Here is a 24,490-nt window from a genome sequence, read left to right on the forward strand (position 1 = left end):
AACTAAATAGTTTGCCGTGCGAAGGACGCAGCCAATACAAATTGCGGGATATGAATTTGTCCGCTGGCGATCACGGTTTTATACACTAAATGCATAACCCTGGCGTTTACTACTGTACCGGCATTGTCCTGCAGCATAGTGCCGCTGAGTACATAAGTGGCCTGTTGTTGCATGTCCAGATAGTCTCCGCGGCTGAAGACAAAATCACCGCGCGGCGTAACACGAACTTGCCGTGCCAATTTAACATCGGCGACTTTCACGCCTAAGCGTTGCAATTGCATATACAGATGTTCGGCCAGTTGATTGCCCAGGGCGTTACTATCATCCAGGTTTGCGTCAAATAATACAAAGGAGCTGATGGCGATGGTAGGTTCTGCTGTATCGTACTGCATGGACAACATGAGTTGCAGCGCCAGGTCGGCGGCGTAATCTGACAACGGTTTAGTGGGTCTGGCGATTGCCGCCGGCAGATAATTGCCGCCGGCTAACTGCTGCAGTTGCTGCTCTTGCGTTAATAACGCTGTAGCCGCTTCAGCCTCTGCGTCTGGTGAGGAGCAAGCCTGACAAGTAACCGGCTGCGCTGTGGGGCTAAATACCTGACAACCGGCCAAACAGCACAGTCCCGCCAATACTGCATATACTTTCATTGCTACCTCTGCCTTTACTGAATACCTTATTCAGTAAGCTATCGGCGGCAACAGCGACTTTCTTTAGCTGAAAATGCGTTAACCTTGCTTCAGTTTCAGCCGGTCTTCGCCACGCTGGCTTAATATTGCCCGCACTACCTGCTCCGGCATAAAAGTCCTGGCTGCAGAAATAACCTGTTTGTTATCAATACGGATTAATCTGGCGTTGATCAGCACACCCTGCTTATGTGCTGTCATGGTGCCGGTAACCACAAAGCGAATGGGTTGCTCTGCGTTTAACTCGGTGAAATCACGGCTCAGCGCGAAATCACCGCCTGGTGTAACACGGATATAGTCGGTCACTTTATAGTCCAGCACTGCCACACCAAACTTATGCAAGTCGTACATTATAGCTTCACTTAAATGGTTACTCAGCACTGAGCCTTGATCCAGCGCGGTATCGACATAAGCAAAATCGGTGACACCAACCATGCCGGTTTCTTCTGCGGCACGGTGGTTTGACATTAATTCATGCACCAATACCCGCGAATACTCGTTGGCAGTAAGTAATGGCAAAGCATGGCTTGAGGTATCAGCTGCGGTGCGTTGAAAGTGCGATACGCCGGCCAGGCGTTGATCTCGCTCGGGCTGTGCCATCACTACCGCTTGCTCTGTGGTGTTACGGGCGCAAGCTGCCAACAGCAGTATGCTTAACACAGGTAATATCTGTTTCATCGTTGTTCTCCTGTATATCGTTGCCGGTATAGCTTATCGCCACGTTTACCAACCTGTTGCCGGCTCCACAGCACATTGTGCGGTACAAAGCCGCTGGCCGCTGCCAATACTTGTTTGTTACGGATACTGATCAGCCGGGCATTTAACAGCATCCCGTCCTCCATTACGGTATAGGTACCCACCAGTAAGGTGTCGGCATCACTGAGGTTGCCGATATCGGCCAGTTGCCGCGACAGTGCCTGTTCATGATCGCTCTGTAATAGCAGTTGCTCGCGCAGACGATAATCATAAACGACAAAACCGCGCTGGCGCGCATGCGTAAGCATACTTTCGCTAAGCTGATTCGCCAGCTGTATTTGTGCGTCGTCGGCCGCAATCAGGGATAAACTGTTTACCGGCAAAAACGTTGCTACCGCAATTTCTGCTGCCGGCCGGGCCAACGTGCTTTGTGCCGGCACCTGAGTAAACAGGCTGTCGGCTAACTGTTGGGTATAATAATGCAAGGGGTATTCGCTAAGCGCAGGCTGCTTTGCCGCCTGCCCCGCCGGCGTTACACTGCTGCAACCTGCAACACTGCAACCGGCAAGCAATACTGCCAGTACACGGTAAATTATGACTTTCATGAGCAACCTCTGCTTCTGACCTGCAATGCTTAAGCAAATTACGGGCCAGAAACAGCGGCGGGGTTTTGGCGTTAAATCGCCACCGGTGCTTTAATATGCGGGTGGGCCTGATAATTCAGCAGCGTAAAGTCAGCAGCGCTAAAGCCAAAAATATCTTTAACAGCAGGATTTAACTGCATTTGCGGCAGTGGGTAAGGCTCTCTTGCCAGCTGCGTATTAACCTGTTCCAAATGATTTAAATACAAATGCGCATCGCCGAAGGTATGCACAAAATCACCCGGCGCTAAATCGCATACCTGCGCGACCATCAGCGTTAACAGCGCATAGCTGGCAATATTAAAGGGTACGCCAAGAAAAATATCTGCGCTGCGCTGATACAACTGACAAGACAACTTACCGTCGTTAACGTAAAACTGAAACAAGGTATGGCACGGCGGCAATGCCTGCTTGCCAAGGGCGGCATTTTGTTTGGGTGACACCGAAGTATCCGGCAGCACTGCCGGGTTCCAGGCGCTGACGATTAGACGACGGGAGTCCGGCGTGCGTTTTATATCACTGATTAGCTGGCTTATCTGGTCAATAACACTGCCATCTGCCGCCTGCCAGCTGCGCCACTGCGCACCATACACCGGGCCCAGCTCGCCGTCGGCTGTGGCCCACTCATCCCAAATAGACACGCCATTGTCTTTCAGGTAACCAATATTGGTTTCACCTTTTAAAAACCACAGCAATTCGTGAATGATAGAGCGCAGATGACATTTTTTGGTGGTCACCAGCGGAAAACCCTGCTGCAAATCAAAGCGCATTTGGTAGCCAAACACGCTGATGGTACCGGTACCGGTGCGATCGGTTTTTTTATGGCCATGCTCAAGCACATGGCGCATTAAATCAAGATACTGCTTCATGCTTTACTACCCTGCTTCGTCAGTTTTGTCTTGCTGAAATTGGCATACACTATCAGTGCTACCCCGGCAATAATCATTGGCAGGGACAGCCACTGCCCCATCGACATGCCTGCCGATAATACGCCAAGGTGTGCATCCGGCTCACGGTAAAACTCTACGCTAAATCTGGCGGCGCCATATCCGGCTAAAAATAAGCCACCTAAACTGCCGGCCGGCGGATTAAAGCGGCGGTATAGCATGACGAGGATAAATAACAACACACCTTCCAGTGCAAACTCGTACAACTGCGATGGGTGACGGGGCAAGGGGCCGGCTCCCGGAAACAATACCGCCCAAGGCACGTCGGTTGGCCGCCCCCACAGCTCGGCATTGATAAAATTACCTAAACGCCCGGCCGCCAGGCCAAGTGGTATTAACGGTGCCACAAAATCGCCCAACTGCAGATAAGGCTTATTGTTACGTTTGGCAAACCAGAACATGGCCAGCAATACGCCCAGTAAACCGCCGTGAAACGACATGCCTCCGGTCCAAATCTTAAATAAATATAACGGCTCACTGATAAACAGTTCAAACTGGTAAAACAAGACATAACCAACACGGCCGCCCAGCACCACGCCGAGAAAGCCGATAAACAATAAATCGCTGACCTGCTGCTCTGTCCAGCCGGAGCCCGGCTTTTTAGCGGCGCGGTTTGCCAACCACCAGGCAATAGCAAAAGCGATAAGATACATTAACCCGTACCAACGCAGGCTTATCGGACCGATAGAAAAAATCACCGGGTCTATCTGCGGAAATGTTATAAAACCAGAAGCCATAACTACCCTTAACTAAACATCATTTTTGCTGATACCAGCAGTAAGAAAACCCCGAACACCCGCTTAATTGTAAGCACCGGCAAAGTTTGCGTTAACCTGGCGCCAAGCGGAGCCGTAAATACCGATGTGGCCACTATACCCAGCAACGCCGGCAAATAAATATAACCGATAAAACCATCCGCCAACCGGTAGTGTTGCCAGCCGGCAATAACGTAGCCAAGTGTACCGAACACCGCAATAGCAATACCGCTGGCGGCGGCACAGCCAATGGCACGGCGCATATCAACAGAAAAGTAGTTCAGCACAGGTACAAACAAAGCACCGCCGCCAATGCCCAGTAAACTGGAAATACCGCCTAACACGGCGGAAATCATTACCAAAACACTTTTGCCGGGCAGCGGCTTTTTACCAACAGTAGAACGTGAGCCCAACATTCGCAGCGCTAACAATAACACTGCGCCACCAAAAATCAGCTGTAATAAAGCGCCACTGATATTATGTGCCAGATAACCGACACTCCAGGCACCGATGCCGGCACCGGCCATAATAGCGCCTGCTACCGACCAGGGCACGCCCCCCCAGCGATGATGTGCTAAAACCGATGATGTCGCGGTAACAATAATAGACGCCAGCGAAGTGGCCACGGCAATCAGAATGGCTTGCTCAGCCGGCACAACGCCATAGGCCGGCAACAGCATAACCAGTACCGGCACTATAACAAGGCCACCGCCAATTCCAAGTAGTCCGGCCAGAAAGCCAACTAAAGCACCAACTAACAAAGCAAGCAGAGTAATGGTTAACACAATGTTCCTGTAAGCGGAAAACGCCAGCCGGTGTAGTAAGCTGTTATTGTAACCGGCACAGCATCAGGCACGTAACTGACTTAATAATTGTTTTTGCTCTAAAAAGCGTTGAATATGCGCGCGCACCTGTTTAGCCGACGGACAGGCCAACACTTCAGGCAGCAATAAGGCCAGCTCAGACATTTCTACCCGGCGTAGCAGCCATTTTATTTTTGCCAGATTGCTGCTGTTCATACTAAAGCTCTCATACCCCATCGCCGCCAGCAGCAACACGCCTGCCGGCTCGCCGGCAAGCTCCCCGCAAACACTGATGGGAAACTGCAAGCCGTTTGCCTGCTGTGCCAGTTGATGCAGCGCACGCAATACCGCAGGATGCATAGCATCGTATAAGCCGGCCACTCTGGGGTTATTGCGATCTACTGCTAATAAGTACTGGGTTAGATCATTGGTACCGATAGAGCAAAAATCTACCTTGCGCGCTAACTCAGGCAACTGATACATAATCGACGGCACTTCAATCATTACGCCAATTTTCGGTTTGGGTAAATCAATCGCTAACTCGTCACTGACTTCAAAACTGGCTTGTTTAATTAAGCGAATTGACTCGTCCACCTCGGCCAGGTCAGTGATCATCGGCAGTAAAATATGCAGGTTATCCAGCGCCAGATTAGCTTTTAACATGGCGCGGATTTGTACCAGGAAAATTTCCGGATGATCCAGCGTTAAACGGATACCGCGCCAGCCTAAAAACGGATTTTCTTCCATAATACTAAAGTAAGGCAAAGCCTTATCGCCGCCTACGTCAAGCGTGCGCATTATCACCGGTTTATCAGGGTAATTCTCCAGCACCTTACGATACAGCTCTATTTGCTCCTGCTCCGTCGGAAACCGGCTGCGCATAATAAAAGGAAACTCTGTGCGATACAAACCCACGCCGCCGGTGTATTGCGGCTCTGTGGTTTCCAGTTCTATGGCTAAACCGGAATTTACCATCAGGTTAAACCCGGCGCCGCACAAGGTTTTCGACGGCAGGGCTATTTCGGCCAGGTAACGGGCATTTAATGCCGCGTCTTCACTGATTAAACGCTGGTATTCGGCGCATATCGCCTCTACCGGCGACAATAAAATATGCCCCTGGTACCCATCGACTATCAAGCGCTGGCTCTGCCAATGCAGCAGTGGCAGCTCGTCTACGCCCATTACCGCAGGAATACCCAGCGCACGCGCCATAATAGCCGCATGCGAGTTAACCGAGCCTTTAAGCGACACTATTGCCACCAATTGCTCGCGCGGCACTTCTGCCAGCATAGTTGCGGTAACATTGTCGGCTACCAACACCACTTTGGCCGGCAGCTTAATTTTACGCTGCTCGGTATCCAGCAAATTATTTAACACCCGCTGGCCCAAATCCCGGATGTCAGTGCCGCGCTCGCGCAAGTAAGGGTCGTCCATATCATCAAACTGGCGGGCAAACTTTTCTACCACCCGTTTTAATGCGCTTTTGGCACACCAGCCCTGAGCAATTTGTTGCTCTATTTCCCGCCCGAGACTGGCGGCATCAAGTAACTGATGATATACGTCAAAAATAGCCAGTGCGTCCGGCGGTAAATGGCCGCTCATGCGCTCGGCCAGCCGGTTAAACTCTGCTTTGGTTATTTTTACTGCACGATAAAAATGCGCCAGTTCTTTTTCCGGCTCTTCTGAGCGCTTGAGCGAAATGGCATTAAAATCATTTGCCGGTTCCAGTACAAAGGCTTCGCCGATGGCGATACCGGGCGCACCGGGTAAACCTTTAAGCTGCCCGGTTTGAGTATGGCCAGCGGTTGTTTCACTGACGGCCTGACGCATCTCAGCATTGGCCAGCACTGATGCCAGCTGGGCCCCAAGCGTAACTAAAAACGATTCTTCATCTTCATTAAAAACACGGTCTGCGCCCTGCTGGATAGTCAGCACGCCCAGCACTTTGCGATGATGAATAATAGGACAGCCTAAAAAGGCAGAAAAACGGTCTTCACTTACCTCAGGGGTAACTTTAAACCGTGGATGTAAATGCGCTTTGGCAAGATTGATGGGCTCTTCACGCTGGCCTACCCAGCCAATTAAGCCTTCAGAAAAGCCAATAGCAATATTGCCGATAGCATCAGGATTAAGGCCGTCAGTAGCCATCAGCATAAAGTGCTGTTGTTCATAATCAGCCAGGTACACTGAGCAACATTCGGTTGCCAGTGCCTGCTTAACACTTGAGACTAAACCGGCTAATGCGTTTTGAAGCACCGGCTCTTGTGCTACATCCTGAACTATTCGCCTTAACTGGCCTAACATAAGAGCCCCATCTTCAGTTCAGCGGTTAACCTGCTTTACTAACTCTTTTTCTTGCCTTCACGGCGGATAAACGGCAAAGCGACCGGAGCAAACTCTTTCATGACTTTTCTGTAAACTTCACGCTTAAACGCTACAACCTGGCGCACCGGATACCAATAACTGACCCAGCGCCAGCTATCAAATTCAGGATGCGTGGTTTTAAGTAAATTTACATCTTCGTCAGCGCAGGTCAAACGCAGCAAAAACCACTTTTGCTTCTGGCCTATACACACAGGGTTACTGTCTTTGCGAATTAACCGTTTCGGCAGTTTATACCTTAACCAATGCTTCGTTGTGGCAATAATTTCCACATCTTCAGCCGTCAGGCCCACTTCTTCATGTAATTCACGAAACATTGCTTGTTCCGGCGTTTCGCCGTCATCAATGCCACCCTGTGGGTATTGCCAGGAATGCTGACCATACCGTTTTGCCCAAAACACCTGTCCCTGGTGGTTACAAATCACTATGCCGACATTGGCCCGAAAACCTTCGGCATCGATCACACAAACCTCTGGCGGATCTTAAAACAATATGTCAAAGATTCTTTCATAAAGTCAGGACTTGGGCAAACGGTATTTTCAACGTCGGTTGTACACAGTTATCCACAGCAAGCACTGCAGAACATCAGGCAATGTGCACTTTTTCACAGAGACTGTTGATAAAACTGTGCACACTATCAGTTTAACCACTGCATAACTCTGAATATGCCAGGCAGCACCCGGGTTTTTATCTTACTTTTTCAAACTATTTCAATGAATTACAGGAATACTGACACAACACCAATCTGGTTTTTGCTGTGAGTAAGTTAGTTTGCTGCGTTTTTAAGCAGTAAATTAAGTGAAAAAATGCTAGCGTATTCCAACGTTTGCTTTAAATGACTATTATGCCTGCTTCTCCTGCAACACTTGACGAATTGCTGGCCCGCAGCACCGCTCTGGCCGGGATGACATTAGGCCAGCTTGCCGCGCAATTGCAGCTGACAGTGCCACAAAACCTGCAAAAAGATAAAGGCTGGGTCGGCCAATTGTTAGAGCAAATCTTAGGCGCCAGTGCCGGCTCAAAAGCCGAGCCGGATTTCCCGCATTTAGCTGTTGAACTGAAAACCTTGCCGGTTAACCAGCAAGGTAAACCGCTGGAAAGCACTTATGTGTGTGTTGCACCGCTTACGGGTATTGCCGGTCAGCAATGGCATGAGTCCTGGGTGTGCCAAAAATTGCAACGTGTGTTGTGGGTGCCTATTCTGGCTGAGCGCAACATCCCGCTGGCAGAGCGCATGGTAGGTACGGCGTTTTTATGGCAACCCAATGCTGAGCAACAACTTGCGCTGCAGCAGGACTGGGAAGAGCTGATGGAACAAATCAGTTTAGGGGGCATTGCGTCTATTCGCGGGGCTCAGGGCAAAATTTTGCAGTTAAGGCCCAAAGCAGCTAACAGTAAGGCACTTACTGCGGCTGTCGGCGCTGAAGGCGAACCAATCCGTACTTTGCCACGGGGCTTTTACTTAAAAGCCGGCTTCACCGCCGGCTTGTTACAACAACAATTTCAATCTGTTTAATTGCGGTACTTATCGACAATACGGTTGTAGTTGCCATTGTCGCGCAGTTGCTGCAGGCCCAGGTTAAACTGCTGCACCTGTTGCTCTGTTACCGAGCTTTTGCTGAACATTACATAAACATCTGACGCCCCCAGGCTGATACTGTGTGGCTGAATATACTTATCCAGCCCTTTACGCCGTAAAATGGAAGCGCCGACAAAGCTGTCTTCCAATAAGCCATCGATTTCCTCATCCAGCAATCTGGCCATATTCAGCTCACTGATAATGGCACCGACAAATTTATCTTTGTGTGCCTCATCAGCATATAACGCCGCCACTTCATCGCCATAAAAATACTCATTGACAATGCCGACTTTATGGCCGGCCGCGATAAAGGCTTTCAAATCAGTAAAGGGTAAATCTGACTGGCCTTTGCGTACATACAGCTGAAAACGCTCTTCGCGGTAAGGCTCCGAAAAATAGGCAAACTCTTCCCGGTCCGGCGTTTTTGATGCGCCAAGCACAAAATCCACTTCGCCTTCTTTCAGCAAGGTAAGTAATTCCAGCCAACTGCCCTGTACAACGTCGAGTTTACATTGCATACCTTCGGCTACGGCCTGAACCAACTCGACATCTAATCCGGTAACCGTATTGCCGACAGAGACATATTGGTAAGGCTCCCATGCATCCATGCCCATGGTCATATTGCAGTTCGGTTGTTCTACGACGGTTGCGGTTTCTGTGGCAGGTGGTGCTGCATCTTGGATGGCGGGTTTACAGCCGGTTAAAGTCAAAAACAGTACAACGACTAACAAGGTGTAAGTTTTCATATTAAACCTCAAGGCGTTATCAGATTGCCTCAAGCTTAGTGCATAACGGCTGCTTTTGCCGGTTAAACAAAAAAGCAGCCGAAAAAATCAGAATTTAACCACCGGATAACGTTTTTTGCGCTGTTGCCGGCGGTGGTTTCACCGGCGCACCAAACAAGGTACGGACAATACCGCCTAATGACGGCTGCGCCAAACAATCCCGCCACATACGGCGCCATTCATAAAAGGTAATAGTTAACGGATTATCAGATTGAAAATCGTCAGTAATACCATAGCGACAAGGCTCGTCGTCCAGCTCGGCAACAAAACTGCCAAACAGCCGATCCCAGATAATCAGTACGCCACCAAAGTTTTTATCGATATAAAGCGGGTTACAGGCATGGTGCACCCGGTGATGCGATGGTGTGTTAAACAGCCACTCTAATACCCCCAATGAGCGCACCGCCTGAGTATGAACAAAAAATTGAAAGGCCAGGTTCAGCGCCACTACCGCAAACACAGTAGTGGGCGAAAAGCCGGCGATGATCATCGGCGTCCAGAACAACCACATACCGGACAGCGGATAAGTCAGGCTTTGCCGCAGCGCCGTACTGAAGTTCATCAACCTTGAGCTATGATGGGTTACATGCGAGGCCCACAGCCAGCGGATGTGATGTGAGGCGCGATGAAACCAGTAGTAGAGAAAGTCCTGCAGCAAAAAAGCTACCGCAACTGTGCCGGCGGTTAATTCAATATCGAACCAGCGGAATTGATACAGCCAGAGAAAAAATGGCATTAACAATAACAATGCCAGCATATCACTGCCCTGATGCAACAGCGCCAACACGGCATTGGCCAGCGTGTCCTGCCAACGGTAACGGGCCGGTACCGCTTGTTTGCTGTGATACCATTCCCAGGCAATAAAGCCAACAAACAACGGACTTAACAGCAGTAAAATCAGCTCTACAGGGATCATCTGCAATTACCCGAACAGTGCATACATTATATTGCTCCGGTTAGCGCACCGGTAATTCGAATCTGGCAAACATGCGATCGATTTCTTCCTGGTTGCGCAGCATATTGGCTTTTTCGACCACGTCACGGGTTAAATGTGGCGCAAAACGCTCAATAAAATCATACATATAAGTACGTAAAAACGCACCTTTACGAAAGCCGATTTTAGTGGTGGAAGCATCAAATAAATGGCTGGCATCAATAGCGACCAAATCCTTATCCAGCTCTTTATCCATTGCCATAGACGCAATAACCCCCACACCCAAACCAAGCCGGACATAGGTTTTAATCACATCAGCATCGGTGGCGGTAAACACGATTTTCGGCTCAAGCCCTTTAGCGGCAAAAGCTCTGTCTAATTCAGAACGCCCGGTAAAACCAAATACATAAGTAACAATAGGGTGCTGTGCAACATCTTCCACTGCGATTTTGCGGCCCAATTGCAGCAACGGGTGATCTTTACGCACAATGACACTGCGATTCCAGTGGTAACAAGGCAACATAACCAAATCGTTATATAAATGCAGGGCTTCGGTAGCAATGGCAAAGTCGGCATCACCGCGCGAAGCTGCCTCAGAAATTTGCTGTGGCGTGCCCTGGTGCATATGCAAAGATACTTTGGGATATTTCTGCATAAAACCGCTGATCACCGGCGGCAACGCATAACGGGCCTGGGTATGAGTAGTGGCGATATTTAACTTACCCTGATCAGGTAAGGTGTGCTCTTTTGCTACTGCTTTAATGCTTTCGACTTTCGCCAAAATTTGCTGAGCAATGTCAATTACATCGCGACCGGCCGGGGTAACGTGGGTTAAATGCTTGCCGCTGCGGCCAAACACCTGGATACCCAGCTCGTCTTCCAGCATGCGCACTTGTTTACTGATCCCCGGCTGCGAGGTATAAAGGCTTTCAGCAGTTGAAGAAACATTCAGGTTATGGTTCAACACTTCAACGATATAGCGCAGCTGTTGCAATTTCATGTGTCACAGATCCGGTAATGGCATATCATTGCTCAATATACCTGTCTGGCAAGATATTCCAACTTATTTTTAATTTCCTTGCCGCTATAACTAATGGTAGCTAAAACTATAGTGGCTGCCGGCCACTTTTGTGACCATAGCGTTGTTATCCTAAGGAGCCCAAATGAGTAAAACTGTACCGGCCATTGATTTTGCTTCAGTGCTGGCTTCAACTGTTCACGATATGAAGAACTCATTGTGCATGCTGATCCAGTCTACTGAACTGATCCAGCAGGAAAGTGCTCAGCTGTCCGGCGACGCCCGCGATGAACTGGCACGGCTGAACTATGAAGCCAACCGGCTGAACTCCAACCTGCTGCAACTGTTGTCGCTGTATCGGTTGGAACGTAATCAGCTACCGGTGCAGATTGATCAGCACTATCTGGCCGATATCGCAGAAGAGCTGGTGCTGAAAAATCAGTTTTACACCGAACAACGTCAGCTGCAATTGCAAACAGAGTTGGCGGATAACCTGCACTGGTTTTTTGACTATGACCTGGTGATGAACCTGCTTAATGACGCTGTAGCTAATGCACTGCGCTATTGTAACCGGCGTATTTTGCTTAGCATTAGCCAACAGCAACAGCTACTGGTGTTGGAAGTGCATGACGATGGCGGCGGTTTTCCGCAGTTTATGCTTAACAGCGATGCTATTGATATGAATACGCCGGATTTGGCCAACAATCACACCGGACTTGGAATATTTTTTGCTAAGCTTATTGCACGTGCGCACAACAATAAAGGCGTGCGGGGTACGGTTGAACTGCGTAATGGCGGCAGATACGGTGGTGGTGTGTTCCGGTTAACTTTGCCATGAAGTATACAGTTAACTGTTATTTCAGCGGTTTTATGATTAATATGACAGTCAGGTTCTGTCCTTAATGAGGTTTCAATGCTGTTAACCTTAATAATAACGCTGGTCGTTGCTCTGGTTGTTATAGCGGTAATAGTGAATGCTATTCAACAACATAAAGAGCGTCTGGCCACGTTAAAACGTGCTGAGTTCAGTAAATTGCGCGCCATGCTGGAAGACACCGAAGAGTTGATGGTGAACGCCGCCAATGTGCCGCTGTCTGCTGCGCTGCAACAAATGTTGCTGAAACGCACCGCGACAGCGCTCAAAGCTATGGTTGAACTGGAGCCCGGCGCGCGCGATATTAAACAGCGTTTGCAGGATACTGAGAGCCGCCTGACAGACAATAGCGCCGATAGCAGCCCGGTGGCAGAAACGGTGACCTTACCGGACAATGACCAACAGCTTATTGCTATGATCAAAGGCATTAAGCGCTTGCGCACCGTGCTGCGCGGTGAGCATGCCAGAGGCAATATCGACACGCAGATGGTAATTCAGGAAGATAAACGGCTTGAAGTGCTGCAACTGCGTATTAATGTTGAAAGCCAAGTTAAACGCGGCAATCAGGCCAGAACCAACAATATGCTCGGTTCTGCCAGGCAGTATTTCGAAAAAGCCCTGACAGCCCTCAGCAGCACCCCGCATCAGGACGACTATGTATTGATGCGTAAATCAGAAATTATGCAGGGATTGGAAGACATTGCCAGCCAATTGAAAGAAGGCAATGTAAGAGATCGCGAGAAAAAAGAAGAAAAAGAAAACAAAGATTTGGACGAGCTGTTTGCACCCAAACGCAAATGGTAGTGCAACCAATTTAAAAACGGGCCGCAATAGCGGCCCGTTTTGTTTCGCCATTACCGCAACATCAGGCTTTAGTGACAACCCACTTACCACCCTCATACCATGCAGACCAACCGGTAGCTTTGCCGTCTTTTTCCGACATCACATACTGCTGCTTAGTCTTACGGCTCCAGCGCACTACCGCCGGGTTACCTTCAGGGTCTTTTACCGGCGCATCGGCCAGGTAATAGAACTTAGGTGATAACTGAGCCCGGTACTTCGCCAGTTCCGCCACCAACGGCGCCCGTGTCTCGCGTGACTTCGGAAAGGTAGACGCAGCGAGGAATAAACCGGCGGCGCCATCACGCAGTACAAAGTAAGCATCTGACTTTTCGCACTTCAGCTCCGGCAAATGCACCGGATCTTCTTTTGGCGGTGCAGCTTCGCCACTGCGCAGCAGCTTGCGGGTATTTTTACAGTCGGTATTGGTACAACCAAAATACTTACCGAAGCGGCCGGATTTTAACTGCATATCGCTGCCACACTTATCACATTCGATCAGCGGGCCGTCGTAGCCTTTAATTTTAAAGCTACCCTGCTCTACCTGGTAACCATCACATGCCGGGTTATTACCACATACGTGCAATTTACGTTGCTCGTCAATGAGATAGCTGTCCATCGCTGTGCCGCATTTGGCACAACGTTTTTTCTGTCGCAGCGCCTCGGTTTCCATTTCATCTTCATCGCTGACATTGACTGCCACATCGCCGGACACCAGATTCATGGTGGTGGTGCAACGTTCTTTCGGCGGCAGGTTGTAACCCGAGCAGCCTAAAAACACCCCGGTAGAGGCTGTGCGGATGCCCATAGGCCGGCCACACGTCGGGCAAACAATGTCAGTTAACACAAACTGATTTACCCGCATACCACCCTGCTCAGGATCGTTTTCTGCAGTTTTCAGTTTCTGATAAAAATCACCGTAAAAGCTGTCTAACTCTTTACGCCACTGCGCCTGACCATTAGCAATGTCATCCAGCTTCAGCTCCATGTTGGCGGTAAAGTCGTAGTTCATCAGGTCGTTAAAATTTTCAACCAGACGGTCGGTAACAATTTCGCCCATCTTTTCGGCATAAAAACGCTTATTCTCTACCCGCACATAACCGCGGTCCTGGATGGTCGAAATAATAGAAGCGTAAGTAGATGGCCGGCCGATACCGCGCTTTTCCAGCTCTTTGACCAGGCTGGCTTCACTGAAACGAGCTGTCGGCTTGGTAAAGTGCTGCGCGCTGTTTAATTGCTGCAGTTGTAACATTTCACCGGGTTTAACGTCCGGTAGCAAGCTGTCTTCTTCGTCTTTACGCTTAACTGCCGGCTGCACCTTAGTCCAACCATCAAAGCGCAGTACACGGCCTTTGGCTTTTAATTCAAAGTCTGCTGCCTGCACAATAATATTGCTGACGTCATACAATGCCGGCGGCATCTGGCACGCCACAAACTGGCGCCAAATTAATTCATACAGTTTACGCGCATCGGCTTCCATATCGCTCAGACTACCGGCCAATACGTTTACATCTGAAGGCCGGATTGCTTCGTGCGCTTCCTGCGCATTAGCTTTGCTACCGTAACTCAGCGGTTGTTCCGGCAAATACTTTTTACCAAACTGTGCACTGATATAGTCGCGGCAAGCGCTTACCGCATCCGCACTTAAATTCGTCGAGTCGGTACGCATATACGTAATATGGCCGGCCTCGTACAAACGCTGTGCCAGCATCATGGTTTTCTTTACACCATAGCCCAGTCGCGTGCTGGCCGCCTGCTGCAACGTGGACGTTATAAAAGGTGCTTGCGGTTTGCTGCTGCTGGGTTTGTCTTCACGCTCAAGTACCTTATAACCGGCCTTATTCAGCACGGCTAAGGCGGCATCTGCTTCGGCTTTATTTGCCGGTTTAAAGGCTTTGCCCTGTTGCTTGGTTACATCCAGTTGCAACGCCTGTTTGGCCACTGTTAAGGTATCTGCGGCAACTGTCCAGTATTCTTCCGGCACAAAGGCTTTGATCTCGCGCTCACGCTCTACCACTAAACGCACTGCGACAGATTGCACGCGGCCGGCAGACAAACCACGGGCGACTTTTTTCCACAACAGCGGCGATACCATAAAGCCGACCACACGGTCGAGAAACCGTCTGGCTTGTTGTGCATTTACGCGGTCTACATTTACTTCACCGGGTTCTTCAAAGGCATTCTGAATGGCATTTTTGGTAATTTCGTTAAACACAACCCGCTTAAAACGCTGCTCATCACCACCGATAATTTCCTGTAAATGCCAGGCTATTGCTTCCCCTTCACGGTCTAAGTCCGTTGCCAGGTAAACGGTTTCAGCTTTTTCAGCCAGCGCTTTGAGCTCTTTAACCACTTTTTCCTTACCGGGCAAAACTTCATAGCGCGCTTTCCAACCATGCGCAGGGTCTATACCCATGCGGTCTACCAGCGCCTGGTATTCTTTTTCTTCTTTGCTCAGCGTTTTGTTCGCAGCAGCCTTGTCTTTAGTACTGCTGGTGGGCAAATCGCGAATATGGCCCACGCTGGACTTAACGATAAAGTCTTTGCCAAGGTATTTGTTGATCGTTTTCGCTTTTGCCGGTGATTCGACTATAACCAGTGATTTCGCCATCTTAATCCCGAGATCCCTAACATTTTATGCATGTCAATTATGCTGCTTTTTTAACGTATATCCGTAAACCGCAGTTGTGACAAGTGAATAAACTCATTATTATGCAAACCAGCTCAATTTAAGAGCTGTCTGGCGAAAGGTTCGCCAGACCGAATGAAGCATCCTCAGCGGCCGCAAAAATAATAAAAACAGTGCCCATTCCAAATAAAGGATATAAAGCAAAAATGAAATTCTTTGAAGCAAACTTCGATGGCCTGGTAGGGCCAACTCATAACTATGCCGGTTTATCTATCGGCAATGTTGCCTCGTTATCTAACGCTAAAAACAGCTCCAGCCCACGTCAGGCTGCAAAGCAAGGCTTAAGCAAAATGAAAGCTTTGCATGACCTTGGCATGGTGCAGGGTGTTTTAGCCCCGCAAGAGCGCCCTGATGTCTATACCTTACGCCGTCTCGGTTTTACCGGTTCAGATGCACAGGTAATAGAAAAAGCGGCCAAACAGGCGCCAGCGGTACTCAGAGCAGTATGCTCAGCTTCCAGCATGTGGACCGCTAATGCAGCAACCATATCGCCGTCTGCCGATACCATTGATGGCAAAGTGCACTTTACCCCTGCTAACCTGACCAACAAGTTTCACCGCTCGTTGGAGCCGGTTACCACCGGCAAAATTTTACAGGCCATGTTCCGCAACCCCGAGCATTTCGCGCATCATACACATTTACCCGACAATGATCACTTCGGTGATGAGGGCGCCGCGAATCATACCAGACTTTGCAGCGCTTATGGTAAGCGTGGCGTAGAACTGTTTGTATTTGGCCGTTATGCGTTTGACAGCAGCAAACCGGCACCAAAGCGCTTTCCGGCGCGCCATACACTGGAAGCCTGTGAAGCCGTAGCACGGTTGCATGGTTTAAGTGACGAGCATGTGGTGTATATGCAACAAAACCCGGATGTTATCGATCAGGGCGTGTTTCATAACGACGTTATTGCAGTAGGTAACCAAAACGTACTGTTTTACCACCAGCAAGCCTTTGTCGACTCACAAGCCAAACTCAACGAACTGCAACGTAAGTTTGGTAACGACAGCGAGCTGCATCTGATAGAAGTACTCAACAGTGAAGTATCAGTGGCAGAGGCGATTAAAACCTATCTGTTTAATACCCAGGTGATTACACTGGCCAATGGCGAAATGGCCATCATAGCCCCTACAGAGTGTCAGGACAGCGCAGCAGTATCGTCTTATCTGGCGGCGCTGACAGAGCGTAATACGCCGATAAAGCAAATTCATTACTATGATGTGAAACAAAGCATGCAAAACGGCGGCGGCCCTGCCTGCCTGCGTCTGCGTGTAGCAATGAGTGAGCAGGAAAAGCAAGCCGTTAACCAAAATGTACTGATGAGCGATATGTTGTTTACCACACTGAATCAGTGGGTAGATAAGCACTATCGCGACCAGGTTAGCGAAGCTGATTTAGCTGATCCGCAATTACTGTTGGAATCACGCACAGCGTTGGATGAATTAACCCAAATCCTCGATCTGGGCTCGGTATATCAGTTCCAGCAAGTATAAATAATAAAATTGGCGTAAAAAAAGGGAGCTGAATCAGCTCCCTTTTTCTTTCTAATTTTCATTAATCTGCAATAGCGCAACTGGCTGCAGAACCATAAGGATTTGCCGGCGGACGTGAGTTCTCATCCGTAATATCTTCAGATGATACCGGTAAGCTATAAACACGATGCGCTACGTTTTCTGTACCGGCTGCGAAACCTGATACTTGTAGCCGGACATCTAACCAGCCACCCACATCCTGCGGATAAGTGATCACAAATTCAGCTATACCAGTATCATTCGCAGTTACTGTGCCGGGCACTGCAACCGGGTTACCCGGAGTCAAAATGCCGTCAGCATTAATATCTTCACCAGCGTCCAGAACCCCGTTTAAGTTAGCATCTTCATTGACACAATTAACCGGATTACCAAAGCCATCAACTACTGAGACCTGAGTGGCCCAAGATTTAAAGGCGGCAGGGGCAGGAGGAGATTCTACCCAAACGCCCTTCCGGTAGGCTACCGGAGATACTGCAACGTTAAGCGCTTGATTCGCCACCGGATTGCCTGAGCTGTCCGTAACAATAATAGAAAACTGTTTTGAATAAGTGCTGTCTGATGGCTTCGTTATTGTATTGCCCGTGCCAAACCGGAAAAACAAGCTTCTGTCACCGACAGCAATATTTGCTTCATCAAAAATAGCGTTGTTATCTTCCAGTGCGGCTTTAACAACCAAATTCAGGCCATTGACACCTGCGCCGGTTGTATTATCCGCAGTAAACACCGTCGAGGCGATACCTTGTGAATTTGTATCAGCTGTACCTGTGCTAATAACACCACCTGCAGCATTATCTACAGAAAATACTACGGTCTGATTTTTTACCGGGTTATTATTGGCGTCTCGTACTATGGCACGGATAGCACTGGATTCACCCGCCCCCACTTGAGTCGGAAAAGCCTGAGCCTCAATCTTAGTCGGATTAACCGCAACAAACTCTACGACCTTTTTAGCACTGACTGCACCGGCACCGGTTCCGCCGGTGGCACTAATAGTTGCAAGCCCGGCAAACTGCGAGCGAACCACTGTTTGCGCGCGGCCTGCAGCATCAGTTGTGTCTTGTGCAGTAACATTATTGGCTAAGTTTGCAGCTATATCAGCAATAGCACCGCGGGTGGTATTAAAAGTAACATTTTCACCGGCATTAGCTGCGCCACTTACCAACCACTCAACATCCAGCGCTTGTGCAGTATTTAAATTGACTTCCAGAACATTATCGCCTTCGTCAACCGCCTCAAGAAAAGCGAATTCGTCAGGGCTAACATTCAGCGTAACAGAATTAGAAGTACCTAAGGCAGAAACAGTTATTGTGTCAGCGCCCGGATTATCTGCTTCATACGTAAAAGTTGCTTTTCCGGCAGCACCGGCAGTTACCGGAGCGCGATTAATTATTGTATTACCCAGAGCCGAAGTAACTTCAACGGTGGTATTGGCAATACCGCTGTCATTTGAATCAGTTAGAAACACATCTATAGTAGCTGTGTCGCCCAAAACTACTGAACCCGGGGACGCAATTTCAATCGAAGTACCGATCACTGAAATGGTAATCTCAGATGTTTGTTGCTGTACCTTTGCTGTAACAACAATATCACGGTTATTTTTATCAGTTTGTGTGGTCAGTACAGCTCTGACAATACCGTTAACAGTAGTCGTATCAAGCTGATCCAGCTCTCCTGAATCACTGGAGAAAACCACCGGCACACCAGACACCACAACATTACTGCTATCTCTTACTAATGCAGTTAACTCTACTTTGCCGGATGCTCCTGAACCTAACTGCAATGTATCGGCAATTAAGGTTACGGCACCATCACCGCCTAAAGACACAAAACCTGCAGCAGCAGTTGCAGATTCATAAGTGGCAGTGACATTACCTGCGCCGCTTCTACTGCCAACTAATAATTGCAAAGACGCGACGCCGGCATCATTAGTTAATGCAGTTCCCGCAGCATTACCAAACGTAGCCAGTTGCTCGTCACTCAATGCGAAGTTAATCACTTGGCCTGAAATCACTCCTCCGTTAGTTGCTCTTAATGTTGCCGTCAACGTTAAAGGGGTCGCCTGAGCTAAATCTGACGAAGCAGTCCCGCTGGCATCAGCCAACGTCAGGGCTAAACTGTATACCGGTGTATTACCACCACCTGTCCCACCATCTGAATCTAAAGTACCGCCGCCGCCGCACGCCGCCAGTGTTGTAACGATTAGCGCAACAAAAAGTTGCCGGATGTTTCGCATGAAAACTCTCCCTAGCTGTTTTTATTATATAGTTTTGTTATTTCTGTATCTTAAACCATTAATCCGGCAAACGTCACAGCAATTTTGAAAAAAAAATTAGCAGTAGCTGCCTTTCACAAGCCCAACCTGTTAGGCTTAAGCTCATTATAAGTTTACAAATAGTTTGATGTGATGACAGGAAATAAGAAGCTGGGGTTAACCGCCCGCATTGTAATAGGTATGGCTGCAGGTATAGCGGTAGGTTTTTTCTTTAAATGGCTGTTAGCCGGTCAGGATGAACGCGTATTGCACCTGCTTGGTTTAGATATACCATTAAAAGCACTGTTTATTGATGGCCTATTTCATATCGGTGGTGAAATTTTTATAGCCAGCTTAAAAATGCTGGTGGTGCCGCTGGTGTTTGTTTCTCTGGTCTGTGGTACCTGTTCATTGTCAGACACTTCCAGTTTAGGCCGCCTTGGTGGAAAAACCATAGGTTTGTACCTCATTACTACAGCTATTGCCATCAGTCTGGCTATTTTTGCTGCGCTGGTAATTGCTCCGGGTGAAGGCGTGCAAATGCAATCCGACGCTACGTTTAACCCCAGCGAAGCACCGGCACTGTCGCAGGTATTTATTAATATTTTTCCCAGCAACCCTATCGAATCCATGGCGAAAGGCAATATGCTGCAAATTATTGTCTTCGCTGTGTTATTTGGTTTGGCGATGGCAATGAGTGGTAAAACCGGCGAAAGACTGTCAGCAGTATTTACTGATCTTAGCGACGTTATTATGAAGCTGGTTACGCTGTTGATGAACCTGGCACCTTATGGCGTGTTTTTTCTGATGGCAAAGCTGTTTACTACGTTGGGTTTTGAGACTATCGCCAGTCTGGCAAAGTATTTTGGCGTCGTCATGTGTGTTTTGCTAATCCATGGTATCGTTAGTTACGGCATTATTCTTAAACTGCTATCCGGACTAAACCCGCTGATTTTTTTCAAAAAAATGCAGGATGCTGCGCTGTTTGGCTTTAGCACATCCAGCAGCAATGCCACCATGCCGGTAACTATGGAAGCCGTAACCAATAAGTTAGGTGTTAAAAACAGTATTGCCTCTTTCACAGTGCCACTGGGTGCCACTATTAATATGGACGGCACAGCCATTATGCAGGGAGTAGCAACAGTATTTATCGCTCAGGTATTTGCTGTCGACCTTACCTTAGGTGATTATCTGATGGTGGTGCTAACCGCTACTCTGGCGTCTATAGGCACCGCAGGCGTACCCGGCGTTGGCCTTATTATGCTGGCGATGGTGTTGCAACAGGTCGGTTTGCCGGTGGAAGGCATCGCACTGATTATCGGCGTAGACCGCTTGTTAGATATGACCCGCACCGCTGTAAATGTTACCGGCGATGCCATGGTATCCTGTATTGTCGGTAAAAGTGAAAAGGCGTTTGATCAAGCCGTATTTGACGATGTAAACGCCGGTAGCAAAGAAGAAAATATCGATTTTCACCACCTGCGCTAACTCATTTCTCACTAAGTAAAAAGCCTGCTGTTGCAGGCTTTTTGTTACCTGCTATTGCTAACGCAACCAGCTGTGTTGCAGCACTTTTTGCCACCACTGCGACACGATATTAGCCGACCCCATACCCACTTTTTCTGCGATACCTTTTTTCAACTGATATTGCACCTGAAATAATCTGCGCTGCGGCAATTGCTGCTGCATATAGTCATCACTGGTTTGAATGATATCGACCAGTTGCAATGGCAAAGCTTGATAACCAAACCAATGCTCACCGGTGGCGACGGCGTCAATATCCAACTGTGGCCGGTGATCCTGCACAAACTGTTTGAATAACTGATGTGTTTGTTCCAGCTCGTGTTGGAACTTCTGCCGGCCTTTCTCAGTATTCTCACCAAATAAGGTTACCGTGCGTTTATACTCACCGGCGGTAAACTGCTCAAAGTCGACGTGGCTTTTTTTCAGCAACTTATTAAAGTTAGGCAATTGCGCGATAACACCAATAGAACCAACAATGGCAAAAGGCGCAGCTAAAATCCGGTTGCCAATACAAGCCATCATATAGCCACCACTTGCCGCCACTTTATCTACTGCTACCGTTAAGCTGATACCGCCTTTGCGCAAGCGATCCAACTGTGACGCCGCCAGACCATAGCCGTGCACCACGCCACCGCCGCTTTCCAGCCGCAGCAGCACTTCATCAGCTTTGTCGGCAACCGCCAAGATTGCCGTAACTTCTTCGCGCAAGGCTTCTGCTTCTCTGGCATCCATACTACCGTTGAAGTCAACCACAAATAAACGCGGCTTGTGCTGATCGCCGGGTTCTGCCTGCGTTTTTCGCCACTTTTTAAATTGCTTTTTATCCAGCAAATGCTGCTGTAACTCTGTAGTTTGCCGGCGGTACTGTGCGGAAATATCAGTAAATTGCAGCTGGCCTTTTTTCGGCCGCTGTTTACTCAATGCCGCGCCGGCTATCAAACCAATAATTACGGCTACTGCAACAACAAAGGTTACTACCTTGGCCAGAAATAAACCGTATTCGTATAAAAATTCCAATATTGTGTCCTCAAAACGATTTTAAGCATTGTAACCAGTTATCACAAAAGAAAAAGCCCGGCGAGCCGGGCTTTTGGTTTGTTACTATGGATTAGTTCGCCGGCGCTAACACTGCCGGATTTGCCACAACCAGAGCAGCGCCCTGATTTGCAAGGAAAGTAGCAATATGCGTTTGCATTTCCTGAGTGGCAGCACCGCTGCTTGTTGGGTCAAGCAACGAACTATGAGTACCTGCAGTAAAGCGGGCAATCACATTACCAGCCAGCGCCTGTGGTCCGGCAACGTTGTTAATAGCAGTAGCACCCAACAAGCGGGCGAATGGTTCAGTGCCGCCTAATTGCATGCCAACCGTTTGGTTTGGAATTACACGGTCAGAAGTTGCTGAGTTCACATCAGCGCCTATTACCTCTGCAACATATACCGGTGTTTCCGTACTGGCCAGCAATTGCAGATAGTTATTTGGATCGCCGGCATCTGTAATAGTTTGTGCAGCGAAAGCAAATTGCGCCAAAGTGCCACTGATGGCAGCTTTAACAGGTGCTGCAGCGCCGTCAATATAAGCATCTATCTGACCTGCAGCGCAGTTAGTAAAAGCTGCAGCATCATCTACGTCATCAAGACAATTAGAATTTCCACCAAGATAAGTTAAAAAATCTGGTTTCAACTTTTCAGCTCCCAACACAATACTGGCGCGGATTAGCGCGCCAAAACTGGCTGACTCCAGCAGGAAGTTAGCAACAGCACCGCCCGGTACGGATAACGCGGCTGATTTCATACGGTATGCCGCATCCATAGCTGTGCCACTTGGCATATTGGCTAATGCTACTGCAGAAGCGCCGGTAATAGAGCCTAATGACATACCCAGCAATTGCACGTTGGCCGTGTTAAGGTCAAGACCGGTAACATCATTCAGTGCTAACCGCAGTGCCAATGTATCAGCAACGCTTTGACGCAAATTGTCGCGGGTAACTAATAAATTAGACAGGTTCATATACACAGTAGCGTTACCGCCCTGAATGTTGCAACCGGTTGAGGCATTAATACCAGCAAAACCACGTGAGCCATGCAACGGTTGATCTATTGCTGCCGTAGCAAAACCTGCCTGACTAAGTGCAGCAGTAACGGCCAGCATATTCTCTTTGCATGAGGTAATACCGTGCGACAGTATAACCACCGGCCAACCATCCGCCGGTGCCGCACCATTCGGCGCTGTCATAATAACGTCAACCGTTTGGTATGAGTTAACTTTAGGGATCGGATTAAATTTCGTTAAGTGTTTTTGGGTATCTTTACCAAGATCACGTAATTGAATTGACTGATTTGCAGTTAATTGTGCACACAGGCCATCAGTCACAGATACCGCCGCTGCCGGAATTTCAGTTTCAGGTAGAGACGCTAAAATAGCACCACTGTCACACAGCGCAGTCCAACGTGTCTCTAATGGTGCTTTTGGCGCTTCTGCAGTTTGCACACCGAGATAATACGGCAAGTCAACAGTACCGCTATACTCAATGACATTAGCAAACATAGGATTGCCAGAGATGCCCGGGCGCCCCACACTGTCAGACAATGCACCTTCATTTGCCACAACTATACTACCGGGATTATAAGGTGAGCCTGCTGCTGCCATCAGTGACTTCAGTGTAGCCAGTACATCAAGAGTAGATTGTGTTGTCATAGCTGCAGTGTAAACGATAGTGTCTTTATCAACACCTTCAGCGGCCAGTACGTTTTCAAAGCTGTTAATTAAACCTTGTAAACCGCGTTGTGCAGGGGTGTTCAATGGTAAAGTAGTGATATCTTGTTTCACTAATTCATATGACGTTGACGGTGCCAGTGAATTGCCGTTGTCGTCTTGAATTAATGACGTTAATGCAGTGATATAAGTCGTTTTGGCTTTTAAAGGCTTTAAAGGCACAACAACAACATTTTTACCACTGACCGTAGTAACAAAATCGACACCAAAGGTAAGTTCAGCCACCACTTTACAGGCAAAGCCACGGTTCGCTGTGGCACAATCTTCATCCGTAGATCTCGGGTCCTGCATTACCATTTCAAACACACGTACAGCACCGGGTTGCTGAACAGATGCCAAAACTAACTCTGCGCCGCCAATTAGATCAACTTCTATAGGGTACGGATGCTGTGTTGACCAACCATCTAAAGCGCCGATTGCTGTGGATGGATCGCTACCGTATTCCGGTGCTTCTAACGGTAAACCCAAGGCATTACGCTCAGATGGCATATATAAAGTGCCGTCAGTATAGAGTTTGGTACCGTCAGGCAATTCTGCCGGAAATTGGAATAATAAATCATTTGGAACAGATAAGCGTGGTGTGGAAGCTGCGGGGTCAAACACCACACGGGATAATGGCTTAACGCTACCCTGCTCTTCTTGTTTAATATCATCTAACGATTCGCCACCACACCCGGTTAACCCCAACGCGAGTGCAACAGCTAAGCTTAGTGCCAGCTTGTTCATAGTTTCTCCCCTATCCTGACTTTATTTTTTATTGCAAAGCAAATAGTTACCTTGCTTATTG

General features: G+C 48.5%; 20 protein-coding genes. 5 read left to right on the top strand and 15 right to left on the bottom strand.

The window, feature by feature from the left end; translation table 11 throughout:
- Positions 1 to 2 precede the first annotated feature (2 nt).
- From HRH59_RS07175 to rppH, 8 genes are all read right to left on the bottom strand, one after another.
- Positions 3 to 647: a FlgO family outer membrane protein gene (locus HRH59_RS07175; protein ID WP_173500587.1), complete on the bottom strand. Its 645-nt coding sequence runs from the start codon at positions 645 to 647 to the stop codon at positions 3 to 5.
- Positions 648 to 725: 78 nt separating this feature from the next.
- Positions 726 to 1,361, bottom strand: coding sequence for a FlgO family outer membrane protein (locus tag HRH59_RS07180; protein WP_173500588.1), 636 nt, complete (start codon positions 1,359 to 1,361; stop codon positions 726 to 728).
- Positions 1,358 to 1,984, bottom strand: coding sequence for a FlgO family outer membrane protein (locus tag HRH59_RS07185; protein ID WP_173500589.1), 627 nt, complete (start codon positions 1,982 to 1,984; stop codon positions 1,358 to 1,360). The genes HRH59_RS07180 and HRH59_RS07185 overlap by 4 nt, the downstream gene beginning before the upstream one ends.
- Before the next feature lie 71 nt (positions 1,985 to 2,055).
- Entirely contained in the window at positions 2,056 to 2,889 is an 834-nt protein-coding gene (locus tag HRH59_RS07190; RefSeq protein WP_173500590.1) for a thymidylate synthase, read from the bottom strand.
- Positions 2,886 to 3,704, bottom strand: a complete 819-nt coding sequence (gene lgt, locus HRH59_RS07195; RefSeq protein WP_173500591.1) for a prolipoprotein diacylglyceryl transferase — start codon at positions 3,702 to 3,704, stop codon at positions 2,886 to 2,888. The genes HRH59_RS07190 and lgt overlap by 4 nt, the downstream gene beginning before the upstream one ends.
- A gap of 8 nt (positions 3,705 to 3,712) precedes the next feature.
- Positions 3,713 to 4,507 carry a sulfite exporter TauE/SafE family protein gene (locus HRH59_RS07200; RefSeq protein WP_173500592.1) on the bottom strand — a complete coding sequence of 265 codons (795 nt, stop codon included), beginning with the start codon at positions 4,505 to 4,507 and terminating at the stop codon, positions 3,713 to 3,715.
- A gap of 63 nt (positions 4,508 to 4,570) precedes the next feature.
- The gene (ptsP, locus tag HRH59_RS07205) at positions 4,571 to 6,829 is read right to left on the bottom strand and encodes a phosphoenolpyruvate--protein phosphotransferase (protein WP_173500593.1); all 2,259 of its coding nucleotides are present in this window, start codon (positions 6,827 to 6,829) and stop codon (positions 4,571 to 4,573) included.
- A gap of 38 nt (positions 6,830 to 6,867) precedes the next feature.
- Positions 6,868 to 7,371: an RNA pyrophosphohydrolase gene (gene rppH / locus HRH59_RS07210; RefSeq protein ID WP_173500594.1), complete on the bottom strand. Its 504-nt coding sequence runs from the start codon at positions 7,369 to 7,371 to the stop codon at positions 6,868 to 6,870.
- Positions 7,372 to 7,751: 380 nt separating this feature from the next.
- Between rppH and mutH the strand changes: the two genes are divergently transcribed.
- Positions 7,752 to 8,423: a DNA mismatch repair endonuclease MutH gene (gene mutH / locus HRH59_RS07215; protein WP_173500595.1), complete on the top strand. Its 672-nt coding sequence runs from the start codon at positions 7,752 to 7,754 to the stop codon at positions 8,421 to 8,423.
- Here mutH and HRH59_RS07220 read toward each other — a convergent pair.
- The 3 genes from HRH59_RS07220 to cysB form a co-directional block, all read right to left on the bottom strand.
- Complete coding sequence (locus HRH59_RS07220) at positions 8,420 to 9,232, bottom strand: substrate-binding periplasmic protein (RefSeq protein ID WP_173500596.1); 813 nt, start codon at positions 9,230 to 9,232, stop codon at positions 8,420 to 8,422. The two genes, mutH and HRH59_RS07220, sit on opposite strands and share 4 nt — an antisense overlap.
- 94 nt (positions 9,233 to 9,326) lie before the next feature.
- Complete coding sequence (locus HRH59_RS07225) at positions 9,327 to 10,187, bottom strand: sterol desaturase family protein (protein WP_178089491.1); 861 nt, start codon at positions 10,185 to 10,187, stop codon at positions 9,327 to 9,329.
- A 40-nt stretch (positions 10,188 to 10,227) separates the two neighbouring features.
- The gene (cysB, locus tag HRH59_RS07230; RefSeq protein ID WP_173500597.1) at positions 10,228 to 11,205 is read right to left on the bottom strand and encodes an HTH-type transcriptional regulator CysB; all 978 of its coding nucleotides are present in this window, start codon (positions 11,203 to 11,205) and stop codon (positions 10,228 to 10,230) included.
- Positions 11,206 to 11,368: 163 nt separating this feature from the next.
- Here cysB and HRH59_RS07235 point away from each other — a divergent pair, with 163 nt between their 5' ends.
- Positions 11,369 to 12,061: a sensor histidine kinase gene (locus HRH59_RS07235; RefSeq protein ID WP_173500598.1), complete on the top strand. Its 693-nt coding sequence runs from the start codon at positions 11,369 to 11,371 to the stop codon at positions 12,059 to 12,061.
- A gap of 75 nt (positions 12,062 to 12,136) precedes the next feature.
- Positions 12,137 to 12,901 (top strand): hypothetical protein, encoded by a 765-nt coding sequence (locus HRH59_RS07240; RefSeq protein ID WP_173500599.1) that lies wholly within the window; start codon positions 12,137 to 12,139, stop codon positions 12,899 to 12,901.
- Between the two features lie 61 nt (positions 12,902 to 12,962).
- Here the strand turns inward: HRH59_RS07240 and topA are convergent, their stop codons facing one another.
- Complete coding sequence (topA, locus tag HRH59_RS07245; protein ID WP_173500600.1) at positions 12,963 to 15,548, bottom strand: type I DNA topoisomerase; 2,586 nt, start codon at positions 15,546 to 15,548, stop codon at positions 12,963 to 12,965.
- A 224-nt stretch (positions 15,549 to 15,772) separates the two neighbouring features.
- Here topA and astB point away from each other — a divergent pair, with 224 nt between their 5' ends.
- Positions 15,773 to 17,116, top strand: coding sequence for an N-succinylarginine dihydrolase (astB, locus tag HRH59_RS07250; RefSeq protein ID WP_173500601.1), 1,344 nt, complete (start codon positions 15,773 to 15,775; stop codon positions 17,114 to 17,116).
- Between the two features lie 61 nt (positions 17,117 to 17,177).
- Here the strand turns inward: astB and HRH59_RS07255 are convergent, their stop codons facing one another.
- Positions 17,178 to 19,388 (bottom strand): beta strand repeat-containing protein, encoded by a 2,211-nt coding sequence (locus HRH59_RS07255; protein ID WP_173500602.1) that lies wholly within the window; start codon positions 19,386 to 19,388, stop codon positions 17,178 to 17,180.
- Positions 19,389 to 19,559: 171 nt separating this feature from the next.
- Here HRH59_RS07255 and HRH59_RS07260 point away from each other — a divergent pair, with 171 nt between their 5' ends.
- A complete protein-coding gene (locus tag HRH59_RS07260; RefSeq protein ID WP_173500603.1) occupies positions 19,560 to 20,894 on the top strand; it encodes a dicarboxylate/amino acid:cation symporter in 1,335 nt (444 codons plus the stop codon).
- 57 nt (positions 20,895 to 20,951) lie between these two features.
- Here HRH59_RS07260 and sohB read toward each other — a convergent pair whose 3' ends face one another.
- The gene (sohB, locus tag HRH59_RS07265) at positions 20,952 to 21,947 is read right to left on the bottom strand and encodes a protease SohB (RefSeq protein WP_173500604.1); all 996 of its coding nucleotides are present in this window, start codon (positions 21,945 to 21,947) and stop codon (positions 20,952 to 20,954) included.
- A gap of 91 nt (positions 21,948 to 22,038) precedes the next feature.
- Complete coding sequence (locus HRH59_RS07270; RefSeq protein WP_173500605.1) at positions 22,039 to 24,429, bottom strand: VolA/Pla-1 family phospholipase; 2,391 nt, start codon at positions 24,427 to 24,429, stop codon at positions 22,039 to 22,041.
- Positions 24,430 to 24,490: the final 61 nt, after the last annotated feature.

The organism is Rheinheimera lutimaris (genome assembly GCF_013283795.1).
Lineage (GTDB): Bacteria > Pseudomonadota > Gammaproteobacteria > Enterobacterales > Alteromonadaceae > Alishewanella > Alishewanella lutimaris.

What these genes read in the sequence shown, in the direction of transcription:
- HRH59_RS07175 (WP_173500587.1), bottom strand. Translation starts at nt 647, where the DNA reads ATGAAAGTATATGCAGTATTGGCGGGACTGTGCTGTTTGGCCGGTTGT.
- HRH59_RS07180 (WP_173500588.1), bottom strand. Translation starts at nt 1,361, where the DNA reads ATGAAACAGATATTACCTGTGTTAAGCATACTGCTGTTGGCAGCTTGC.
- HRH59_RS07185 (WP_173500589.1), bottom strand. Translation starts at nt 1,984, where the DNA reads ATGAAAGTCATAATTTACCGTGTACTGGCAGTATTGCTTGCCGGTTGC.
- HRH59_RS07190 (WP_173500590.1), bottom strand. Translation starts at nt 2,889, where the DNA reads ATGAAGCAGTATCTTGATTTAATGCGCCATGTGCTTGAGCATGGCCAT.
- lgt (WP_173500591.1), bottom strand. Translation starts at nt 3,704, where the DNA reads ATGGCTTCTGGTTTTATAACATTTCCGCAGATAGACCCGGTGATTTTT.
- ptsP (WP_173500593.1), bottom strand. Translation starts at nt 6,829, where the DNA reads ATGTTAGGCCAGTTAAGGCGAATAGTTCAGGATGTAGCACAAGAGCCG.
- mutH (WP_173500595.1), top strand. Translation starts at nt 7,752, where the DNA reads ATGCCTGCTTCTCCTGCAACACTTGACGAATTGCTGGCCCGCAGCACC.
- HRH59_RS07220 (WP_173500596.1), bottom strand. Translation starts at nt 9,232, where the DNA reads ATGAAAACTTACACCTTGTTAGTCGTTGTACTGTTTTTGACTTTAACC.
- HRH59_RS07225 (WP_178089491.1), bottom strand. Translation starts at nt 10,187, where the DNA reads ATGATCCCTGTAGAGCTGATTTTACTGCTGTTAAGTCCGTTGTTTGTT.
- cysB (WP_173500597.1), bottom strand. Translation starts at nt 11,205, where the DNA reads ATGAAATTGCAACAGCTGCGCTATATCGTTGAAGTGTTGAACCATAAC.
- HRH59_RS07235 (WP_173500598.1), top strand. Translation starts at nt 11,369, where the DNA reads ATGAGTAAAACTGTACCGGCCATTGATTTTGCTTCAGTGCTGGCTTCA.
- HRH59_RS07240 (WP_173500599.1), top strand. Translation starts at nt 12,137, where the DNA reads ATGCTGTTAACCTTAATAATAACGCTGGTCGTTGCTCTGGTTGTTATA.
- topA (WP_173500600.1), bottom strand. Translation starts at nt 15,548, where the DNA reads ATGGCGAAATCACTGGTTATAGTCGAATCACCGGCAAAAGCGAAAACG.
- astB (WP_173500601.1), top strand. Translation starts at nt 15,773, where the DNA reads ATGAAATTCTTTGAAGCAAACTTCGATGGCCTGGTAGGGCCAACTCAT.
- HRH59_RS07255 (WP_173500602.1), bottom strand. Translation starts at nt 19,388, where the DNA reads ATGCGAAACATCCGGCAACTTTTTGTTGCGCTAATCGTTACAACACTG.
- HRH59_RS07260 (WP_173500603.1), top strand. Translation starts at nt 19,560, where the DNA reads ATGACAGGAAATAAGAAGCTGGGGTTAACCGCCCGCATTGTAATAGGT.
- HRH59_RS07270 (WP_173500605.1), bottom strand. Translation starts at nt 24,429, where the DNA reads ATGAACAAGCTGGCACTAAGCTTAGCTGTTGCACTCGCGTTGGGGTTA.